The sequence below is a fragment of the Streptomyces sp. NPDC018019 genome (assembly GCF_044327805.1).
Lineage (GTDB): Bacteria > Actinomycetota > Actinomycetes > Streptomycetales > Streptomycetaceae > Streptomyces.
Genome location: NZ_JBIRGD010000014.1, coordinates 162715 through 179912, shown reverse-complemented (window position 1 = coordinate 179912; position 17198 = coordinate 162715). Strand labels below are relative to the sequence as shown.

Here is a 17198-nt window from a genome sequence, read left to right as displayed (position 1 = left end):
CTCCGGCCCCGTCCGGGCGTCAGGCCACGGACCGGTACTCCGCCGCCACGACGGGGGCGGGCGCCGGGGCGGGCGCGAGCCAGGCGATCCGCTCACGGGAGCGCAGCAGGGCGCCCGCGCCGATCGCCACCGCGATGATCAGGCCGCCGGCCACCAGGGCGCCCCGGGCGCCGGCCACCTCCATCAGGAGGCCCAGCAGCGGCGGGGCCACCAGGCCCCACACCGTGCTCGCGCTGCGCCACACGCCCAGCACCCGGCCCCGCATGTTCGCCGGCGGGTCGGTCTGGAGCACCGTCGTACCGGCGGTGTCGGAGACCGACTCCACCACCGACATCGGCAGCACCAGCACGAGCAGGACGATCAGCGACGGGGACAGCCCGGCGAAGACCTGGAGCAGCGCGCCGGCCGCGGCCAGCGCGCCGACCAGCCTGACCGAGGGGTTGCGCAGCCGGGCCGCGAGGATCGCGCCGACGATGCCGCCCGCGGCCAGCACGGAGGAGACGGTGCCGAACGCGCCGGCGCCGGCCGCCAGCGGACCGGTGACCAGGACGGCCAGGGTCAGCTGGTAGTTCCGGCCGAAGATCGCGCTGAGCCCGGTGATGGCGGCCAGCGCGACCAGCCGCGGCCGGCGCATGAAGAAGGCCACGCCGTCCCGGGCCCGGTCGCCGACTTCCGGTTCCGCCGCCCCCACGGACGCGACGGCCTCCTCCGTACCCCCCGGGGTCTTCGCGGGCGCCCGCAGCGCCTCGCCCACCGGTTTCAGGAAGGGGATGACGGCGGCGACGAACAGGAAGGACAGGCCGTTGGCCGCGTAGGCGGCGCCGGTCCCCAGGAAGCCGACGGCGACACCGGCCATCGCGGTACCGCCGAGCCGTCCCACGCTGTGCACCAGCGAGCCGACGGCGATCGCGGAGGGGACGTCCTCCCGGCGCACCAGGTCGTTGCCCAGCAGGGCGGTGGCGGGGCCGTCCACCGTGGCGACCAGGCCGGTGACGGCGGCCAGCGCCATCAGCAGCCCGTAGTTCAGCTGCCCGGTGGCGACCAGGACCGCGGTCGTGAAGGCGACCAGACCCAGTACGGCCTGGCTCAGCCCGGCGGTGAGCTTGCGCGGCCAGCGGTCGACGGCGGCACCGCCGAACAGTCCCATGATCAGGCCGGGACCGGCCTGCACGGACAGCGACAGACCGGTGGCCGCGGCGGAGCCGGTGAGTTGCAGCACCAGCAGGTTCTGCACGGTCAGCTGCATCCAGGTGCCGGCGTTGGACACCAGGTTGGCCACCGACCACCAGCGCATGCTGCGGTAGCGCAGCGACCGCCATGGCGCGTGGTCGGCGCCGGCGCCGGCGCCGACCGGCTTGCGGCCCAGCAGGTACCGGAAGCCGCCGAGACGTCGGCGCACATTTTTTTCGGTTTCGACCGTTTCGGGGGTTTCCGGTGCGGGAATCGTTTCGTGGGAGTCCGGACGGGAGTCCGACTGCGCCGGGACACGGGCAGCGGAACGGACGGAGAAAGACACAGCGGCGAAGACTTCGTGAAGAGCCCAGCAGGCTCGGAGAGCGGCTCGGCGGGCACGGGGCACGACAGCGTGCACGCCGTGGGCGCCGATTCGGTCGGGATGCCGGCCTCACTCCGGTCCGCGGCGGCGGACCCTTCCAGGCACAGCAATCCCACATGTTCACAGACGGCTCCCGGGCGGGGGAAGACCCGCTCGGGAGCGGAGCGCGCCGCAGACCCGTGCGAACCCTCTGGAGCCCTTGTGCCGCAAGGGTTCCAGGAGGTTCGTGGGGTTGCTCACAGGGGCCCGGACCGGGGCGGAGAGCGCCGCTCCTGCGGTCAGGGCGTGAGATCGAGGACGCGGACCGGCCGGCCTTCCCACCGCTGGGGCAGGGTCGTGGCGATGACTGCCCCGCCGGGGCGGTCGGGGGTGGGCTGCGCGGCGTGCTCGGCGTGCGCCGCCGCCCACGTTTCGCCTTGCGCCACCGCCAGGGCGGCCGGAAGGTCCAGGTCGAGGACGGTGATGCCGGGCAGGGCGGCGAGGTGCTCGGCCGTCCCGGGGCGGGCCCGGTCGGCTTCCACCAGCGCGCACGCCGGGGCGTAGAGGAACCAGCCCGCCTCGGCGTGGGCCCGGTGGATCAGCCGCGAGACGAGGACGTTGCCCCGCCCGGCCGCGGCCATCGCCGTGTCGTCGAGGACGACGTGCACCGGTTCGCTCACCGGCCGACCGCCCGGGCCAGGCGCCGGTCCAGTTCCTCGTCCAGGTCCTGTTGTTCGGCCGGGCCCGGGGCGTACCCCGTCCACCGGTGCAGCGCCGCACGGGCCTGTTCGGCCTGCTCGGCCCGCTCCTGCGGCGTCAGCAGGGTGTCGGCGAGACGGGCCAGATAGGCCCGCAGCGACAAGCCCTCACCGGCAGCTATCGCGGCCAGTCGCTCCTTGGCTTCTTCCGGAATCCGGACGTTGGCATCAGACATCGCCATACTCCTCTCCATCACTCAAGGGTACGGGTACGTACCCGTACCCCGAAGGCCTTCCGACGGCGCACGAGTACGTGAAAGCCCCGGCGGGCACTCGTAACCGGCGAGCCCCCCGCCGGGCCCCATGCGGTCGCGGGGTGCCGGTGGTGACCGCACATTGGTGACAGCGGTCCGCGCCCGTGCGAGGCCGGGCCCGCGCAGCCCCGTACCGCCCCCCGCCGACACCCCCAGGGCTCCGGCGGAATGCCAAGGAGGCACTCGTATGACCTCGGCCCGCCCGCGTCCGCTCGCCCGCGCCGACCGGCCGCGCATCCTCGTCCTCCGGGCGCTCGGCCTGGGGGATCTGCTGACGGCGGTGCCCGCACTGCGGGCGCTGCGTACCGCCCATCCGGAGCACGAGCTGGTGCTGGCCGCGCCGGCCCGGCTGGCCGAGGCCGCCGCGGCGACGGGCGTGGTCGACCGGCTGCTGCCCGCCTCCGCGCCCGGCCGCGCGGTGCCGCGGACGATCGACTGGACCGGCCCGCCGCCGGCCGTCGCCGTGGACCTGCACGGCAACGGGCCCGCCAGTCACCTGCCGTTGCAGGCGCTGCGCCCGGTCCGGCTGTTCGCGTACGCGCACCCCGCCATGCCCCGGATCGCGGGCCCGGTCTGGCGGGAGGACGAGCACGAGCGCAGCCGCTGGTGCCGGCTGCTGACCTGGTACGGCGTTCCGGCGGACCCGGACGACCTGCGGATCGGCACGCCGTCGGCGCCTTCCCCGGCGCCGGGCGCGGTGGTGGTGCACCCGGGCGCGGACGCCGCGGCGCGCCGCTGGCCGCCGGAACGGTTCGCCGCGGTGGCGCACGCCCTGCACCGCGCGGGGCACCGGGTCGTCGTCACCGCGGGGGCCGGCGAGGGGCCACTGGCCCGGCAGGTCGCCGTCCAGGCCGGGCTGCCTCCGTCGGCGGTCCTGGGCGGCTCGTCGGACGTGCCGTTCGGGGAGCTGGCGGCGCTGGTCGCGCAGGCGCGCGCGGTGATCGTGGGCGACACCGGGCTGGCGCACCTCGCCAGCGCGCTCGGCACGCCGTCCGTGGTGCTCTTCGGGCCGGTCGCACCCCGCCTGTGGGGTCCGCCCGGCCTGCCCCGGCACCAGGTGCTGTGGCACCCGGACCACCTGGACCGGGCCCGTCCCGGCGACGCACACGGTGGGCAGCCGGACCGGCGACTGCTGCGGATCACCGCGGCGGAGGTGCTGACGGCCGTGGCACGGCTGCCGGAGCCCGTACGGCTGCCGGAACGGGCGGCCACGGCGCCCGCAGCAGCAGCGAGGACGCAACCGGTGCCGGTCCCGGAAACGGCGCCGGTACCGGTCCCGGCGTCGTGAGGGCGCCGGAGCGGCGCGGGCCGGTGGCCGTCCCCGCGCAGGGCCACCGCGTCCTGCTCACCGGCTGGTTCAGCTTTCTGCACGGCGAGGTGACGGCCGGGGACATGCTCGCGGCCGAGGCGGTGCAGGACGCGCTGCGCGGTGCCGGGATCGGGTACGACACGGCCTGGTCGCCGGTGTTCCGGCCGGACGCGCTGCACCTGGACGACGCCGACCCCACCGCCTACACCGATCTGGTCTTCGCCTGCGGCCCGGTGCACTCGCGGCCGTCGCCGGACGGCGGGCGAAGCCCGCTGCTCGCGCTGCACGACCGGTTCGCCCGCTGCCGCCGGGTCGCCGTCGGCGTGTCCGTACCCGATCCGGACGATCCGGCCGTGACCCGGTTCGACGAGGTGCTGGCCCGCGACCTGGCCGGGCAGCGGACCGGCGCGCAGGACCTGAGCCTGCGGGCCCCCGGACCGTCCCGTGTGCCGCTCGTCGGCGTCGTGCTGACCGGCGGGCAGCACGAGTACGGCGCCCGGCGCCGGCACGACGAGGTCACCGGGACGCTGACGGACTGGCTGGCCACCGTGGAGGCGGCGCGCCTGCCGCTGGACACCCGGCTGGACTCACGGGACTGGCGGCTGCCCGCGACGCCGGACGAACTGCACGCGGTGCTGGCCCGGCTGGACGTGGTGGTGACGACCCGGCTGCACGGCATGGTGCTGGCCCTGCGTGCGGGCACCCCGGCGCTCGCCGTCGATCCGGTCGAGGGCGGGGCGAAGGTCAGCGCGCAGGCGGCGGCGCTGGGCTGGCCGGCCGTCCTGCGCTGCGAGCAGGCGGGGGCCGCCGAGCTGGACCGGCTGTTCGCCTGGTGCCTGTCGCCGCAGGGCCGGGCGCAGACCGTGCCGCACACGCTGCCGCCGGACGGGGACGGGCTGCTCGGCGGGCTGCTGCGGTCGCTGGCCCGGCCGTACGGGTGACTGTGCGGCGGTGTCCGGGGCGGGCACCGGTGGCCATGTCCCTTCGACACACGGGGTGACGTACGGGGTGCGTACGGCCTGACGTACGGGAATTGACCGCTGCGGACCGCCACCGGGCCGGAACGCCCCGCCGTGCGGCGACTTTTCAGCTTAAGCGATGCCATAGGCGTACGCAGTGTCGCCGAGCGTGACGTTTCTTATGGGGCTGGCGAGGCACCCGGTGTCCGGTAGACCCCTAGTCGAGGGAGACCCCATGAACGCCGCCCTGTCCCGGACCTGGAAACACGCCGTGGTGACCGGCGGCGCGGGTTTCGTCGGTTCGCACCTGTGCACCGCCCTGCTGGCCCAGGGAACCTCCGTGACCTGCGTGGACGACCTGAGCACCGGAGCGCGGGAGAACATAGCCCACCTCAAGGGGCGGTCCGGGTTCACGTTCGTGGAGGCCGACGTCACCGAGCCGTTCCGGATCGGGCGCGAGGTGGACCTCGTCCTGCACTTCGCCTCCCCCGCCTCGCCCGCCGACTACCTGCGGCTGCCCCTGCACACGCTGGACACCGGCAGCCTGGGGACGCGCAACGCGCTCGCGGTGGCCCGCTCGCACGGGGCGCGCTTCCTCCTCGCCTCGACCTCCGAGGTCTACGGCGATCCGCAGCAGCACCCGCAGAGCGAGACGTACTGGGGCAACGTCAACCCGGTCGGCCCCCGGAGCGTGTACGACGAGGCGAAACGTTTCAGCGAGGCGCTGACGACCGCCGAGGCGGGCACCCACGGCACCGACACCGGCATCGTGCGGCTGTTCAACACCTACGGGCCGCGGATGCGCGGCCACGACGGCCGGGCGGTGCCGACCTTCATCCGGCAGGCGCTGGCCGGGGAGCCGCTCACGGTCACCGGGGACGGGCGGCAGACCCGCTCGCTGTGCCATGTGGACGACACCGTCCGGGGCATCCTCGCGGCGGCCGCCTCCGATCTGCGCGGCCCGGTGAACCTCGGCAACCCGGTCGAGATCACCATGCTCGACCTGGCCCAGCTGATCATCGACCTGACCGGCTCGCGTTCCCGGATCCGGTTCATCGAACGGCCCACCGACGACCCCGCGGTCCGCTGCCCCGACATCACCATGGCCCGCGGCAAGCTCCAGTGGGAGCCCGAGGTGGCGGCACGGGACGGTCTGGCGCGCACCGTCGACTGGTTCCGCAAGCGGCAAGGGGCCTGACACCGCCTCCCGTTCCGGCCGCGGCCGGAAACCGGGGCCCGCGGCGTCCGGGCCGCCCCCGACCGGACGGCGGCCGGCCGCCGTCCCTCCCCACGAAAGGCCAGCGAACTTCCATGCGCATTCTCGGCATCAACGCGCTCTTCCACGACCCCGCCGCCGCCCTCGTCGTCGACGGGCAGACCGTCGCCGCCGCCGAGGAGGAACGCTTCTCGCGGCGCAAACACGGCAAGCGGCCGGTGCCCTTCTCCGCCTGGGAGATGCCCGAACAGGCCGCCGCCTGGTGCCTGGCCACGGCCGGCCTGCGCCCCGAGGACCTGGACGCGGTGGCATACTCCTTCGACCCCCGGCTCGCCCGGCCCGCCGACCAGATGGGCCTGGACGACCCCTGGGACCACCTGCGCCTGACGTACGCGCGCGAGGCCCCGGGGTTCCTCAAGACCGCGCTGCCCGGGCTCGATCCGCAGCGGGTGCGCTTCGTCCCGCACCACATGGCACACGCCGCGTCCGCCGCCTTCGCCGCGCCGGACGCCGACAACTGCTCGGTGCTCGTCCTCGACGGCCGCGGCGAGGCCACCTCGCATCTGGCCGCGCAGCGCGTCCAGGGCAAGCTGGAGCCGCTGTACGCGCAGGAGCTGCCGCACTCGCTCGGCCTGGTCTACGAGGAGCTGACCGCGCACCTGGGATTCCTGCGCTCCTCCGACGAGTTCAAGGTGATGGCGCTGGCCTCGTACGGCACCCCCCGGATGCTGCCCGAGCTGCGCCGCTACGTGTACCCGACGGGCGACGGCGGCTTCCACGCCGCGCATGTGCCGTGGACCGACCTGAGTGTGCCGCGCCACCCGGACGAGCCGTGGAGCCAGGCGCACGCGGACCTCGCGGCCAGCGCCCAGCTGGTCCTGGAGGAGACGCTGCTGGACCTGGCCCGCTGGCTGCACGGCCGGACACACGACAGCGTGCTGACACTGGCCGGCGGGGTGGCGCTGAACTGCGTGGCCAACGCCCGGATCGCGCGCGAGGGACCGTTCGACCGGGTGTGGGTGCAGCCGGCGGCCGGTGACGCGGGCACCGCGCTCGGCGGCGCGCTGCTGCTGAGCGCCGACGGCGGCGAGGAGCCCGCGCCGATGCCCGGCGCCGACCTCGGCCGCGGCTGGTCCGACGCGGAGCTGGAGGCGTGGCTGCGGACCGCCGCCGTCCCCTTCGAGCGGCCCGCGGACATCGCCGCGACCGTCGCGGAGGCGCTGGCGGAGAACTCCATCGTGGCGTGGTTCCAGGGGCGTTCGGAGTACGGGCCGCGGGCGCTCGGGCACCGTTCCCTGATGGCGCACCCGGGCCACTCCGCGAACCTGGAGCGGCTCAACGACGTCAAGGGGCGTGAGCAGTTCCGGCCGGTGGCGCCGATGGTGCTGGCCGACCGGGCGGGCAGGATCTTCGACGGTCAGCTGCCCAGCCCGTACATGCTGTTCGTGCACGACGTGGCCAAGGAGTGGCGGGAGCGCATCCCGGCCGTGGTGCACGTGGACGGCACCGCCCGCATCCAGACCGTGGACCCGGCCGACGAGCCGCTGGTGGCCCGGATGCTGGCCGAGTTCGAGCGGCGCACGGGGCTGCCCGTCGTCGTCAACACCAGCCTGAACACCGCGGGCCGGCCGATGGTCGACGACCCGCGGGACGCGCTGGAGTGCTTCGGCTCCACCCCCGTGGACCTGCTGGCCATCGGCCCGTTCGCGGTGCGGCGGGAGGAGTTCTTCGCCGCCGGGAACCGGTCGGCGCGGCACCCCGCCGAGGTGCTGTCCTTCCCGGACGGGACCCCGTCCGGGACCGCATCCGGGACCGCATCCGGCCTTCCGTCCGGTGGCGACGAGCCGCTGGCGCCCGCCTCGTACGGCCAACTGGCCGAGCCCGCGCGGCTGCCGGTCGCGGACAGCGGTGAGGAGGCGGTGCGATGACCTCGCCGCCCACCGACTACACGGTGGTGATCCCGACACTCGGGCGGCCCAGTCTGACGGCGTGCCTGCGCGCGCTGGCCGCGGCCGAGGGGCCGCAGCCGCTCCAGATCGTGCTGGTGGACGACCGGGCACTGGACGACTGCACCCCGCTGCCCGCCGAGATCCCCGGAGCGCTGCGGGACCGGACGAAGGTCGTGCCGGGCTGCGCCCGGGGACCGGCCGCGGCCCGCAACACCGGCTGGCGGGCGGCGGACGCCACCCCGTGGGTGGTGTTCCTGGACGACGATGTGGTGCCCGGTCCCACCTGGGGCACGGACCTGGCCGCCGACCTGGCCGCCGCGTCGCCGCGCACCGCCGGGATCACCGCGCGGATCGCCGTGCCGGTGCCCGCCGAGCGCCGGTCCACCGACTGGGAGCGCAACACCGCCGGGCTGGCCACCGCCAAGTGGATCACCGCGGACATGGCGTACCGGCGGGACGCGCTGGAGTCCGTGGACGGCTTCGACGAGCGGTTCCGGCGCGCCTTCCGGGAGGACGCCGACCTGGCGCTGCGGGTCCTGGCGGCCGGCTGGACGCTGGCGTCCGGTACCCGCCGCACCACCCATCCGGTGCGCCCCGCCGACCGCTGGGTCTCCGTACGGCTCCAGGCGGGCAACGCGGACGACGTCCTGATGACCCGCAAGCACGGCCCGGACTGGTGGCACCACGCGGACGCGCCGCGCGGCCGGCTGCCGTGGCACCTGGCGGTGACGGCGGCGGCGGGGGCCTCGCTGGTCTGTGCCGCGGCCGGCCGGCGGCGGACGGCGGCGGCGCTGGCCGGGCTGTGGCTGGGCGGTACGGCCGAGTTCGCGTGGGCGCGGATCGCGCCCGGCCCCCGTACCCGGGACGAGGTGGCCACGATGGCGGTGACCAGTGTGCTCATCCCGCCGGCCGCCACCGGGCACTGGCTGCGCGGTCTGCTGCGGCACCGCCGGGTGGCGCCGCTGAGCGTACGGCCGGTGCCCGCGGTGCCGCAGGCCACGCCGCAGCCGGTGCCGGAGCGGGTGTAGCCCGTGGATACGCACCCCTTGGACAGGTACCGGAACCCCGCGCCAAGCGCGCGCGGGGCCACGGCGGTCGCGGACTCGGCGGCGGACCGCGAGGAGACCGGGCACCTGTGGCTGTACGCGCCGGGACGGCGGAACCCGGCGCGGGTTCCGGTTCCCGCAGGCCCGCCGCCGCCCGGTGCTACGGGCCCGCTGGAGGCGGTGCTCTTCGACCGGGACGGGACGCTGGTGGCCGATGTGCCGTACAACGGCGACCCGTCGCTGGTGGAGCCGATGCCCGGCGCACGGGCGGCGGTGGACGCGCTGCGGGCCCGCGGGCTGGCGGTCGGCGTGGTGAGCAACCAGTCCGGCGTCGCCCGCGGCCTGCTGACCGGCGACCAGGTCGCGGCCGTGCGGCAGGAGATCGACGCGCGGCTCGGGCCGTTCGGTGTGTGGGCGGTGTGCCCGCACGGGCCCGGTGACGGCTGCGGCTGCCGCAAGCCCGCGCCCGGTCTGGTCCTCGCCGCCTGTGCGTACCTCGGCGTCTCCCCCGCGCGCACCGCCGTCGTCGGCGACATCGGCGCGGACGTGGCCGCGGCACGGGCCGCCGGCGCGCGCGGCGTGCTCGTCCCGACGCCGATGACACGGGCGGAGGAGGTCGTCACGGCGCGGGAGTACGCGCGCGATCTGCCGGGTGCCGTACGGCTGCTGCTGCACGGCCGGAGCACCGGGGAGGACGCCGTATGACCTCTGCTCCGCGGACGCTGGTGGTCCGGCTGGACAGCGCGGGCGACGTGCTGCTGGCCGGGCCGGCGGTGCGTGCCGTGGCGGCGGGCTCGTCGTACACCGCGATGCTGTGCGGTCCGCTGGGCGAGCGCGCGGCGCGGCTGCTGCCCGGTGTGGACGAGGTGATCGTCCACGACGCGCCGTGGGTGGGCCTGCGGCCCGCCCCGGTGGACCGGCGGATCACCGAGGAGCTGGTGGACACCCTGGCGGCGGGCCGGTTCGACCGGGCGCTGGTGCTGGTCTCGTACCACCAGAGCCCGCTGCCGGCCGCGCTGCTGCTGAAGCTGGCCGGGATCGGCTGGATCGCGGCGGACAGCGTGGACTACCCCGGCGCGCTGCTGGACCTGCGGCACCACCGCAAGCCGCACCGGCACGAGGCCGAGGCGGCGCTGGACCTCGCGCGGGACGCCGGGTTCGCGCTGCCGCCCGGCGACGACGGCGGCCTCGGCGTCCTGCCGCCGCCCGACACCACGCCGCTGACCGGCAGCGATCCGTACGTCGTGCTGCACCCCGGCGCGGCGGTGCCGGCCCGCGCCTGGAGCGCCGCGCGGGCGGCGCGGGCGGCGGGCGCGCTGAGCGCGGCCGGGCACCGGGTCGTGGTCACCGGCGGGCCCGGCGAGCGGGAGCTGACCGCCGCCGTCGCGGGCGGCCACGCGCTGGACCTCGGCGGGCGCACCGACGTGCACCAGCTCGCCGGGGTGCTGGCCGGCGCGCGGACGGTGGTCGTCGGCAACACCGGCCCCGCGCACCTGGCCGCCGCCGTGCGGACGCCGGTCGTCTGCCTGTTCGCGCCGGTGGTGCCCGCGCGGCTGTGGGCGCCCTACGGCGTGCCGCACGTGCTGCTGGGCGACCAGGACGCGCCGTGCGCGGGCAGCCGCGCCCGGCGGTGCCCGGTGCCCGGCCACCCCTGTCTCGACACGGTCAGCGACACCGCGCTGCTCGCGGCCGTGTCCCGGCTGACCGGCCCCGGCGCCGCCCGCGGCGCGCCCGGGACCGCCCGCCGGCCGGGCGGCACCGCCCGGACCGCGACCGACACCGAACGAGGTGCGACTGTATGAACATCCTGCTCTGGCATGTCCACGGGTCCTGGACGACCGCGTTCGTCCAGGGACCGCACACCTATCTGGTGCCGGTCACGCCCGACCGCGGCCCCGACGGGCTGGGCCGGGCCCGGACCTTCCCCTGGCCCGAATCGGTGGTGGAGAAGACCCCGGCGGAGCTGCGGCACGCCCCGGTGGACCTGGTCGTGCTGCAACGGCCGCACGAGGCCGAACTGGCGGAGCGCTGGCTGGGCGGGCGCCGCCCCGGCCGGGACGTGCCCGCCGTCTACCTGGAGCACAACGCGCCGGACGGCGACGTGCCGCACACCCGCCACCCGTGCGCCGACCGGGACGACCTGGTGCTGGTGCACGTCACCCACTTCAACCGGCTGTTCTGGGACAACGGCGGCACCCGTACGGAAGTGATCGAGCACGGCATCGTGGACCCCGGCCACCGGTACACCGGCCGGATCGAACGGGCCGCCGTCGTCGTCAACGAACCGGTCCGCCGCGGCCGTACGGTCGGCACCGACCTGCTGCCGCAGCTGTCGGCCGCCGCGCCGCTGGACGTCTTCGGCATGCGCACCGACGGCCTCGCCGAGCACCTGGGCCTGCCGGCGGACCGCTGCCGCACGGCCGACCTCCCGCAGGCCGAACTGCACGCGGCGATGGCCGAGCGGCGGCTCTACCTGCACCCGGTGCGCTGGACCTCGCTCGGCCTGTCACTGCTGGAGGCCATGCACCTGGGCATGCCGGTGGTGGCCCTGGCCACCACCGAGGCCGCCGAGGCGGTGCCACCCGGCGCCGGCACGCTCTCCAACCGGCCCGAGGTCCTGGCCCGAGCCGCCCGGACGTACCTGGAGGACCCGGACGCGGCGGCCGAGGACGGCGCGCGGGCCCGCCAGGCGGCCCTGGAGCGCTACGGGCTCAAGCGCTTCCTGCACGACTGGGAACGCCTGATCACGGAGGTGCAAGCATGACCCCTCACGGCAACATCCCGCGCCTGTCCGTCGCGCTCGTGTCCGAGCACGCCAGTCCGCTGGCGGTGCTCGGCGGCGTCGATGCGGGCGGCCAGAACGTCCACGTCGCGCGCCTGGCCGGTGCGCTGTCCGACCGGGGGCACCGGGTGACCGTGTACACCCGGCGGGACGCCGCCGGCCTGCCGGACGAGGTGGTGCTGCGGCCCGGCGTACGGGTCCGGCACGTCCCCGCCGGGCCCCCGCGGCACGTGCCCAAGGACTCCCTGTGGCCGTACATGCCGGCGTTCGGCGACTGGCTGGCCGCCGAGTGGCGGGTACGGACACCGGACGTGGTCCACTCGCACTTCTGGATGTCCGGTCTGGCCGCGCTCCGGGCCACCCGTGAGCTGGGGCTGCCGCTGGCCCACACGTACCACGCGCTGGGCACCGTCAAGCGGCGCCACCAGGGCGACGCCGACACCAGCCCGCGCTCCCGCGTCACCAGCGAGATCGAGGTGGGCGAGGGCTGCGACCGGATCATCGCCACCTGCCGCGACGAGGTCGCCGAGCTGGGCCGGATGGGCATCGGCGACAGCAAGGTCAGCGTGGTGCCGTGCGGGGTGGACACCGCGCGCTTCACGCCCGACGGGCCGGTCGCCGACCACGGCGCGCACCGGCCGCTGCTCCTCCAGCTCGGCCGGCTGGTCCCCCGCAAGGGCGCGGAGGTCTCCGTCGCCGCGCTGGCCCGGTTGCCCGAGGCCCGGCTCGTCATCGCCGGCGGGCCGCCGGAGGACCGGCTCGACCAGGACCCGGAGGTACGGCGGCTGCGCGAACTGGCCCGCGCCGCCGGGGTGGCCGACCGGGTGACCTTCACCGGCGGCGTGCGCTGCGAGGACGTACCGGCGCTGCTGCGCGCCGCCGACGTGGTGCTGTGCCCGGCGGACTACGAGCCGTTCGGCATCGTGCCGCTGGAGGCCATGGCCTGCGGGACGCCGGTGGTGGCCACCGCGGTCGGCGGGCAGCTGGACACCGTCGCCGACCCGGACTGCGGACGGCTGGTGCCGCCCCGCGATCCGGCCGCGCTGGCCCACGCGGCCGGCGAACTGCTCCTGGACGGCGAGCGGCGGGCCGCCTGCGGTGCCGCGGGCCGCCGGCGCGTGCTGGCCCGGTACGGCTGGGAGCAGGTCGCGGCCGGCACCGAGGCCGTGTACCGCGGCGTGCTGAGCCCGCGGCCCGCCGTCACCGAGGTGGCCTGATCACCGGGCCGCCCACCGCCCGGCAACCGGCCGACGCCCTGACCACCCCGCCGCAGACGTGTGAAGGAGGTGCGGGCCCCGGAGCGCTCCCGGGAGCCCGACGACCATGAGCCAGCCCCTCGACGCCGCACACCGCCACTGCCAGTCGCTCCAGGACGCGGTGCACCAGCTGCGCCGCCACCACCTGCGCCGGATAGCCGACTGGGGGACCCACCTCGGCGCCGTGCTGCCGGTGGGCGGCCGGCTGCTCGCCGCGGGCAACGGCGGCAGCGCCGCCCAGGCCCAGCATCTGACGGCCGAACTCGTCGGCCGCTACCAGCACGACCGCCCCGCCTATTCGGCCATCGCGCTGCACGCCGAGACCTCCAGCGTCACCGCCATCGGCAACGACTACGGCTTCGAGCAGGTCTACGCCCGGCAGGTGGCCGCGCACGGCCGCCCCGGCGACGTGCTCCTGCTGCTGTCCACCTCCGGCCGCAGCGGCAACCTGCTGGCCGCCGCCGAGACCGCGCGGGACGCCGGACTGCGCGTCTGGGCGCTGACCGGACCGCGGCCCAATCCGCTGGCCGACGCCGCCGACGAGGCGGTGTGCGTGGAGTCCGCCAGCAACGCGACGGTGCAGGAGGCGCACCTGATCGCGGTGCACATCCTGTGCGAGCACTTCGACGCCGTCAGCGCCGCGCCGCCGCCCGCGCCGGCCGCCGCGGACGTCCCGCTGGAGGTCGCGGTGGCGGACCGGGACGGTGTGCGGTGAGCGCCCGGCGCGGCACCGGCTCCGGGAGGTGCCCATGACCGCCCGTCAGCCCCTCGTCGTCGTGGGGGACGTACTGCTGGACCGGGACATCGACGGCGCGTCCTCGCGGCTGGCCCCGGACGCGCCCGCCCCGGTCGTGGACGTGACCGACGACCGCAGCCGGCCGGGCGGCGCCGGACTCGCCGCCAAGCTGGCCGCGCGGTCCGGGTGTTCCGGACGGTCCGGGCGGGACGTGGTCCTGGTGACCGCGCTGGGGGACGACCCGGCGAGCGAGGCGGTACGGCGCGCGCTGCACGGCGTCGTACGCCTGGTGGAGATCCCGCTGGAGGGCCGGCTGCCGGAGAAGACCCGGGTGATGGCGTCCGGCCGTCCCCTGGTGCGGTTCGACCGCGGCGGCGGGCGGCCGGGCCAGCCCGGACCCGAGGTGCGCGAGGCGCTCGCCGGGGCACGCGCCGTCCTCGTCGCCGACTACGGGCGCGGCACCGCGACGGCGGTCCGCGGCCTGCTCGCCGACGTGGCGCGCCGCGTCCCGCTGCTGTGGGACCCGCATCCGAAGGGCGACAGCCCGGTGCCGGGTGCGCGGCTGGTCACGCCCAACGCCTCCGAGGCGCGGGCGCTGACCTCCGGCGAGGACCGGTCGCTGCACGCCTGTGCCGTACGGGGGGCCCAACTGGCCGCCGAATGGCGGGCCGCGGCCGTCGCGGTGACGCTCGGCGCGCGCGGCGCGCTGCTGGCCAGGGCGGGCAGCGACTCGCCGATGCTGGTGCCGGCGCCGTACCGGGCCGACGGCGACCCGTGCGGGGCGGGCGACTGCTTCGCCGCCACGGCGGCTGCCGCGCTGGCCGACGGCGGGCTGCCCGAGGAGGCCGTGCAGCGGGCGGTCGCCGAGGCCGCCGCGTTCGTCGCGGCGGGCGGCGCGGGCAACCGGACCCTGTGGCGCACCGCGCCCCCGGCGGACCGGCCGACGGCGGCACGGCCCGCCGACCCGTTCGAACTGGCCCGGTCCGTACAGGCCAGGGGCGGCACGGTGGTCGCCACCGGCGGCTGCTTCGACCTCCTGCACGCCGGGCACGTCGGGCTGCTGGAGAGCGCCCGGCGGATCGGTGACTGCCTCATCGTCTGCGTCAATTCCGACGCCTCCGTCACCCGTCTGAAAGGCCCGGGACGGCCGCTCACCCGGGCGGCGGACCGCACCCGGGTGCTGGCCGGGCTGGGCAGCGTGGACGCCGTCGCGGTGTTCGACGAGGACTCGCCCGTCGAGCTGCTGCGGCGGCTGCGGCCCGATGTGTGGGTCAAGGGCGGCGACTACTCGGTGGACGCGCTGCCGGAGGCGGCCACGCTCCAGGAGTGGGGCGGCCAGGCGCTGGTGCTGCCGTATCTGGACGGCAGGTCGACGACCGCGCTGGCGCGGCGTGCGGCCCGCGCCGCCGCGCCGGGTCCGGAGTACCGGCCGTGACCGCGCGGACGGCAGGGCTGCCCGCCGCCGTGCCGGTGCGGGACACCGGGCCCGCCCCGCGGGTGGGCATCGTCATGATCACCCGGGACCGGCGCGAGCGCCTGCTCGCGACGCTGGAGCGGGTGACGCGGCTGCCCGAGGAGCCGCCCGTGGTGGTCGTGGACAACGGCTCGTCGGACGGCACCGCGGACGCCGTGCGCGCACGCTTCCCGGCCGTACGGGTCCTGACGCCGGGCCGCAATCTCGGCGCGGTCGGCCGGACGTACGGGGCCGCCGTGCTCGGCACGCCGCTCGTGGCGTTCAGCGACGACGACTCGTGGTGGGAGCCCGGCGCACTGACACGGGCCGCCGAGGTGTTCGCGGCGCATCCGCGGCTGGGGCTGGCCGCCGCCGCGACCCTGGTGGGACCGGACGCCGTTCCCGATCCGCTCAACGCCGTGCTCGCCGCCTCCCCGCTGGGCCGCGAACCCGACCTGCCGGGACCGTCGGTGCTCGGCTTCCTGGGCTGCGCCGCCGTCGCCCGCCGTGACGCCTTCCTGGCGGCCGGCGGCTACCACCCCGTGCTCCACTTCGGTGCCGAGGAGACGCTGCTGGCCCTGGACCTGGAGGCGGCCGGCTGGGGTGTCGCCTACTGCCCCGCGCTCGTCGCCCGGCACCAGCCCGACGGCGCGGGCGGCGCGCCGCGGCCCGGCCGCGCGGCCCGGGTACGCCGCAATGTCCTGCTCACCGCGTGGCTGCGCCGCCCCCTGCGGCACGCCGCCGCCCACACGCTGCGGCTGGCGCTGGACGGCCGTACGGACCCGGAAGCCCGGCTGGCGCTGGCCCAAGCGGTACGGCGGCTGCCGGCCGCCCTCGCCCGCCGCCGGCCGCTGCCCCCGGCGGTGGAAGCCCGTGTACGGGCGCTGGAGGCGGGGCCGTGACCGGGCCCGGCTCCTGCGTACTCCTGCGGGGTACGCCGCCGTACCGCACCGGCGCGCCGGTCCCGGGCGCGCCCGCACCGACCCGAGGAAGCCTCCCGTGACCGATTCGCGCACCACCGTCATCGTCATCACCCACAACCGCAGCGACGACCTGCTGCACACCCTGGACCGGCTCGCCGAACTGCCCGAGCAACCGCCGGTCATCGTGGTGGACAACGGTTCTTCGGACGGCAGCGCGTCCGCCGCCCGCCGCCATCCGCTGGCGCCGCGGCTCATCCCGCTGGCGCACAACGCCGGGGCGGTGGGCCGCAATCTGGCCGCACGCGTGGCGACCACGCCGTACCTGGCGTTCTGCGACGACGACTCGTGGTGGGAGCCCGGCGCGCTGGCCGGGGCCGCCGACCTGCTGGACGCGCACGGGCGGCTGGGCGCGGTGACCGCGCGCATCGTGGTCCACCCGCATCCGGACGCCCCGGAGGCGGGCGCGGCACCCGACGGCGCGGACGGCGAGCCGGTGGAGGACCCGATCGTCCAGGAACTGCGGCACTCCCCGCTGCCCGCCCCCTCCTGGCTGCCCGGCCCCGCGCTCGGCTCCTTCCTCGCGGCGGCGACCGTGCTGCGCGCCGACGCCTTCCGGGCGGCGGGCGGTTTCTCGCCCCGGCTGGTCCTGGGCGGCGAGGAGGAACTGCTCGCCGCCGACCTCGCGGCCGACGGCTGGTGGCTGACGTACGCCGACCGGCTCACCGTGCACCACCGGGCGTCGCCGCACCGCGACGCGACGCTGCGCCGACGCCAGGGCATCCGCAACACCCTGTGGTTCACCTGGCTGCGCAGGCCGCTGCCGGCCGCCGTGCGCCGGACCGGCACGCTCGCCTCGACGGTGCCCCGCGACGCGGTGTCCGTACGGGCGTTCGCCGAGGCGGTCGGCGGTCTGCCCTGGGTGCTGCGGGAACGGCGTCCGCTGCCCCGGGAGGTGGAGAGCAGGCTGCGGCTGCTGGAGGCGCCGCAGCGGGAGTCGACGGCGCGGCGCTACTGCGGCTGAGC

The 17198-nt window shown here is 76.6% G+C and carries 16 protein-coding genes; 13 read left to right on the top strand and 3 right to left on the bottom strand.

The genetic code is table 11. The features are described from left to right. Positions 1-19: 19 nt before the first annotated feature. From ACH4FX_RS23530 to ACH4FX_RS23520, 3 genes are all read right to left on the bottom strand, one after another. Positions 20-1294, bottom strand: coding sequence for an MFS transporter (locus ACH4FX_RS23530; RefSeq protein WP_398482078.1), 1275 nt, complete (start codon positions 1292-1294; stop codon positions 20-22). Positions 1295-1833: 539 nt separating this feature from the next. Next, positions 1834-2175 carry a hypothetical protein gene (locus ACH4FX_RS23525; RefSeq protein WP_398482076.1) on the bottom strand — a complete coding sequence of 114 codons (342 nt, stop codon included), beginning with the start codon at positions 2173-2175 and terminating at the stop codon, positions 1834-1836. Positions 2176-2210: 35 nt separating this feature from the next. Further along, positions 2211-2468, bottom strand: a complete 258-nt coding sequence (locus ACH4FX_RS23520; RefSeq protein WP_398481930.1) for a hypothetical protein — start codon at positions 2466-2468, stop codon at positions 2211-2213. A 265-nt stretch (positions 2469-2733) separates the two neighbouring features. Between ACH4FX_RS23520 and ACH4FX_RS23515 the strand changes: the two genes are divergently transcribed. The 13 genes from ACH4FX_RS23515 (at position 2734) to ACH4FX_RS23455 (ending at position 17196) form a co-directional block, all read left to right on the top strand. After that, positions 2734-3834, top strand: a complete 1101-nt coding sequence (locus tag ACH4FX_RS23515) for a glycosyltransferase family 9 protein (RefSeq protein ID WP_398481928.1) — start codon at positions 2734-2736, stop codon at positions 3832-3834. A 104-nt stretch (positions 3835-3938) separates the two neighbouring features. Then, positions 3939-4796, top strand: coding sequence for a polysaccharide pyruvyl transferase family protein (locus ACH4FX_RS23510; protein WP_398482074.1), 858 nt, complete (start codon positions 3939-3941; stop codon positions 4794-4796). A 253-nt stretch (positions 4797-5049) separates the two neighbouring features. Then, the gene (locus ACH4FX_RS23505; protein ID WP_398481926.1) at positions 5050-6012 is read left to right on the top strand and encodes a UDP-glucuronic acid decarboxylase family protein; all 963 of its coding nucleotides are present in this window, start codon (positions 5050-5052) and stop codon (positions 6010-6012) included. A gap of 113 nt (positions 6013-6125) precedes the next feature. Then, entirely contained in the window at positions 6126-7958 is a 1833-nt protein-coding gene (locus ACH4FX_RS23500) for a carbamoyltransferase (RefSeq protein ID WP_398481924.1), read from the top strand. Further along, entirely contained in the window at positions 7955-9007 is a 1053-nt protein-coding gene (locus ACH4FX_RS23495) for a glycosyltransferase family 2 protein (RefSeq protein WP_398481923.1), read from the top strand. The genes ACH4FX_RS23500 and ACH4FX_RS23495 overlap by 4 nt, the downstream gene beginning before the upstream one ends. A gap of 18 nt (positions 9008-9025) precedes the next feature. Next, on the top strand, positions 9026-9730 hold the full coding sequence (locus ACH4FX_RS23490) for a D-glycero-alpha-D-manno-heptose-1,7-bisphosphate 7-phosphatase (protein ID WP_398481921.1): 705 nt from the start codon (positions 9026-9028) through the stop codon (positions 9728-9730). Next, complete coding sequence (locus ACH4FX_RS23485; protein ID WP_398481919.1) at positions 9727-10827, top strand: glycosyltransferase family 9 protein; 1101 nt, start codon at positions 9727-9729, stop codon at positions 10825-10827. Before ACH4FX_RS23490 ends, ACH4FX_RS23485 begins: the two co-directional genes overlap by 4 nt. Then, complete coding sequence (locus ACH4FX_RS23480) at positions 10824-11789, top strand: glycosyltransferase (protein ID WP_398481917.1); 966 nt, start codon at positions 10824-10826, stop codon at positions 11787-11789. The genes ACH4FX_RS23485 and ACH4FX_RS23480 overlap by 4 nt, the downstream gene beginning before the upstream one ends. Further along, positions 11786-13024 (top strand): glycosyltransferase, encoded by a 1239-nt coding sequence (locus ACH4FX_RS23475; protein WP_398481915.1) that lies wholly within the window; start codon positions 11786-11788, stop codon positions 13022-13024. Before ACH4FX_RS23480 ends, ACH4FX_RS23475 begins: the two co-directional genes overlap by 4 nt. Positions 13025-13130: 106 nt before the next feature. Beyond that, on the top strand, positions 13131-13778 hold the full coding sequence (locus tag ACH4FX_RS23470) for an SIS domain-containing protein (RefSeq protein ID WP_398481914.1): 648 nt from the start codon (positions 13131-13133) through the stop codon (positions 13776-13778). A 34-nt stretch (positions 13779-13812) separates the two neighbouring features. Then, the gene (gene rfaE2 / locus ACH4FX_RS23465; protein ID WP_398481912.1) at positions 13813-15234 is read left to right on the top strand and encodes a D-glycero-beta-D-manno-heptose 1-phosphate adenylyltransferase; all 1422 of its coding nucleotides are present in this window, start codon (positions 13813-13815) and stop codon (positions 15232-15234) included. Next, positions 15231-16154, top strand: coding sequence for a glycosyltransferase family 2 protein (locus tag ACH4FX_RS23460; RefSeq protein WP_398481910.1), 924 nt, complete (start codon positions 15231-15233; stop codon positions 16152-16154). Before rfaE2 ends, ACH4FX_RS23460 begins: the two co-directional genes overlap by 4 nt. Before the next feature lie 97 nt (positions 16155-16251). Beyond that, complete coding sequence (locus tag ACH4FX_RS23455) at positions 16252-17196, top strand: glycosyltransferase family 2 protein (protein WP_398481908.1); 945 nt, start codon at positions 16252-16254, stop codon at positions 17194-17196. Positions 17197-17198 lie beyond the last annotated feature (2 nt).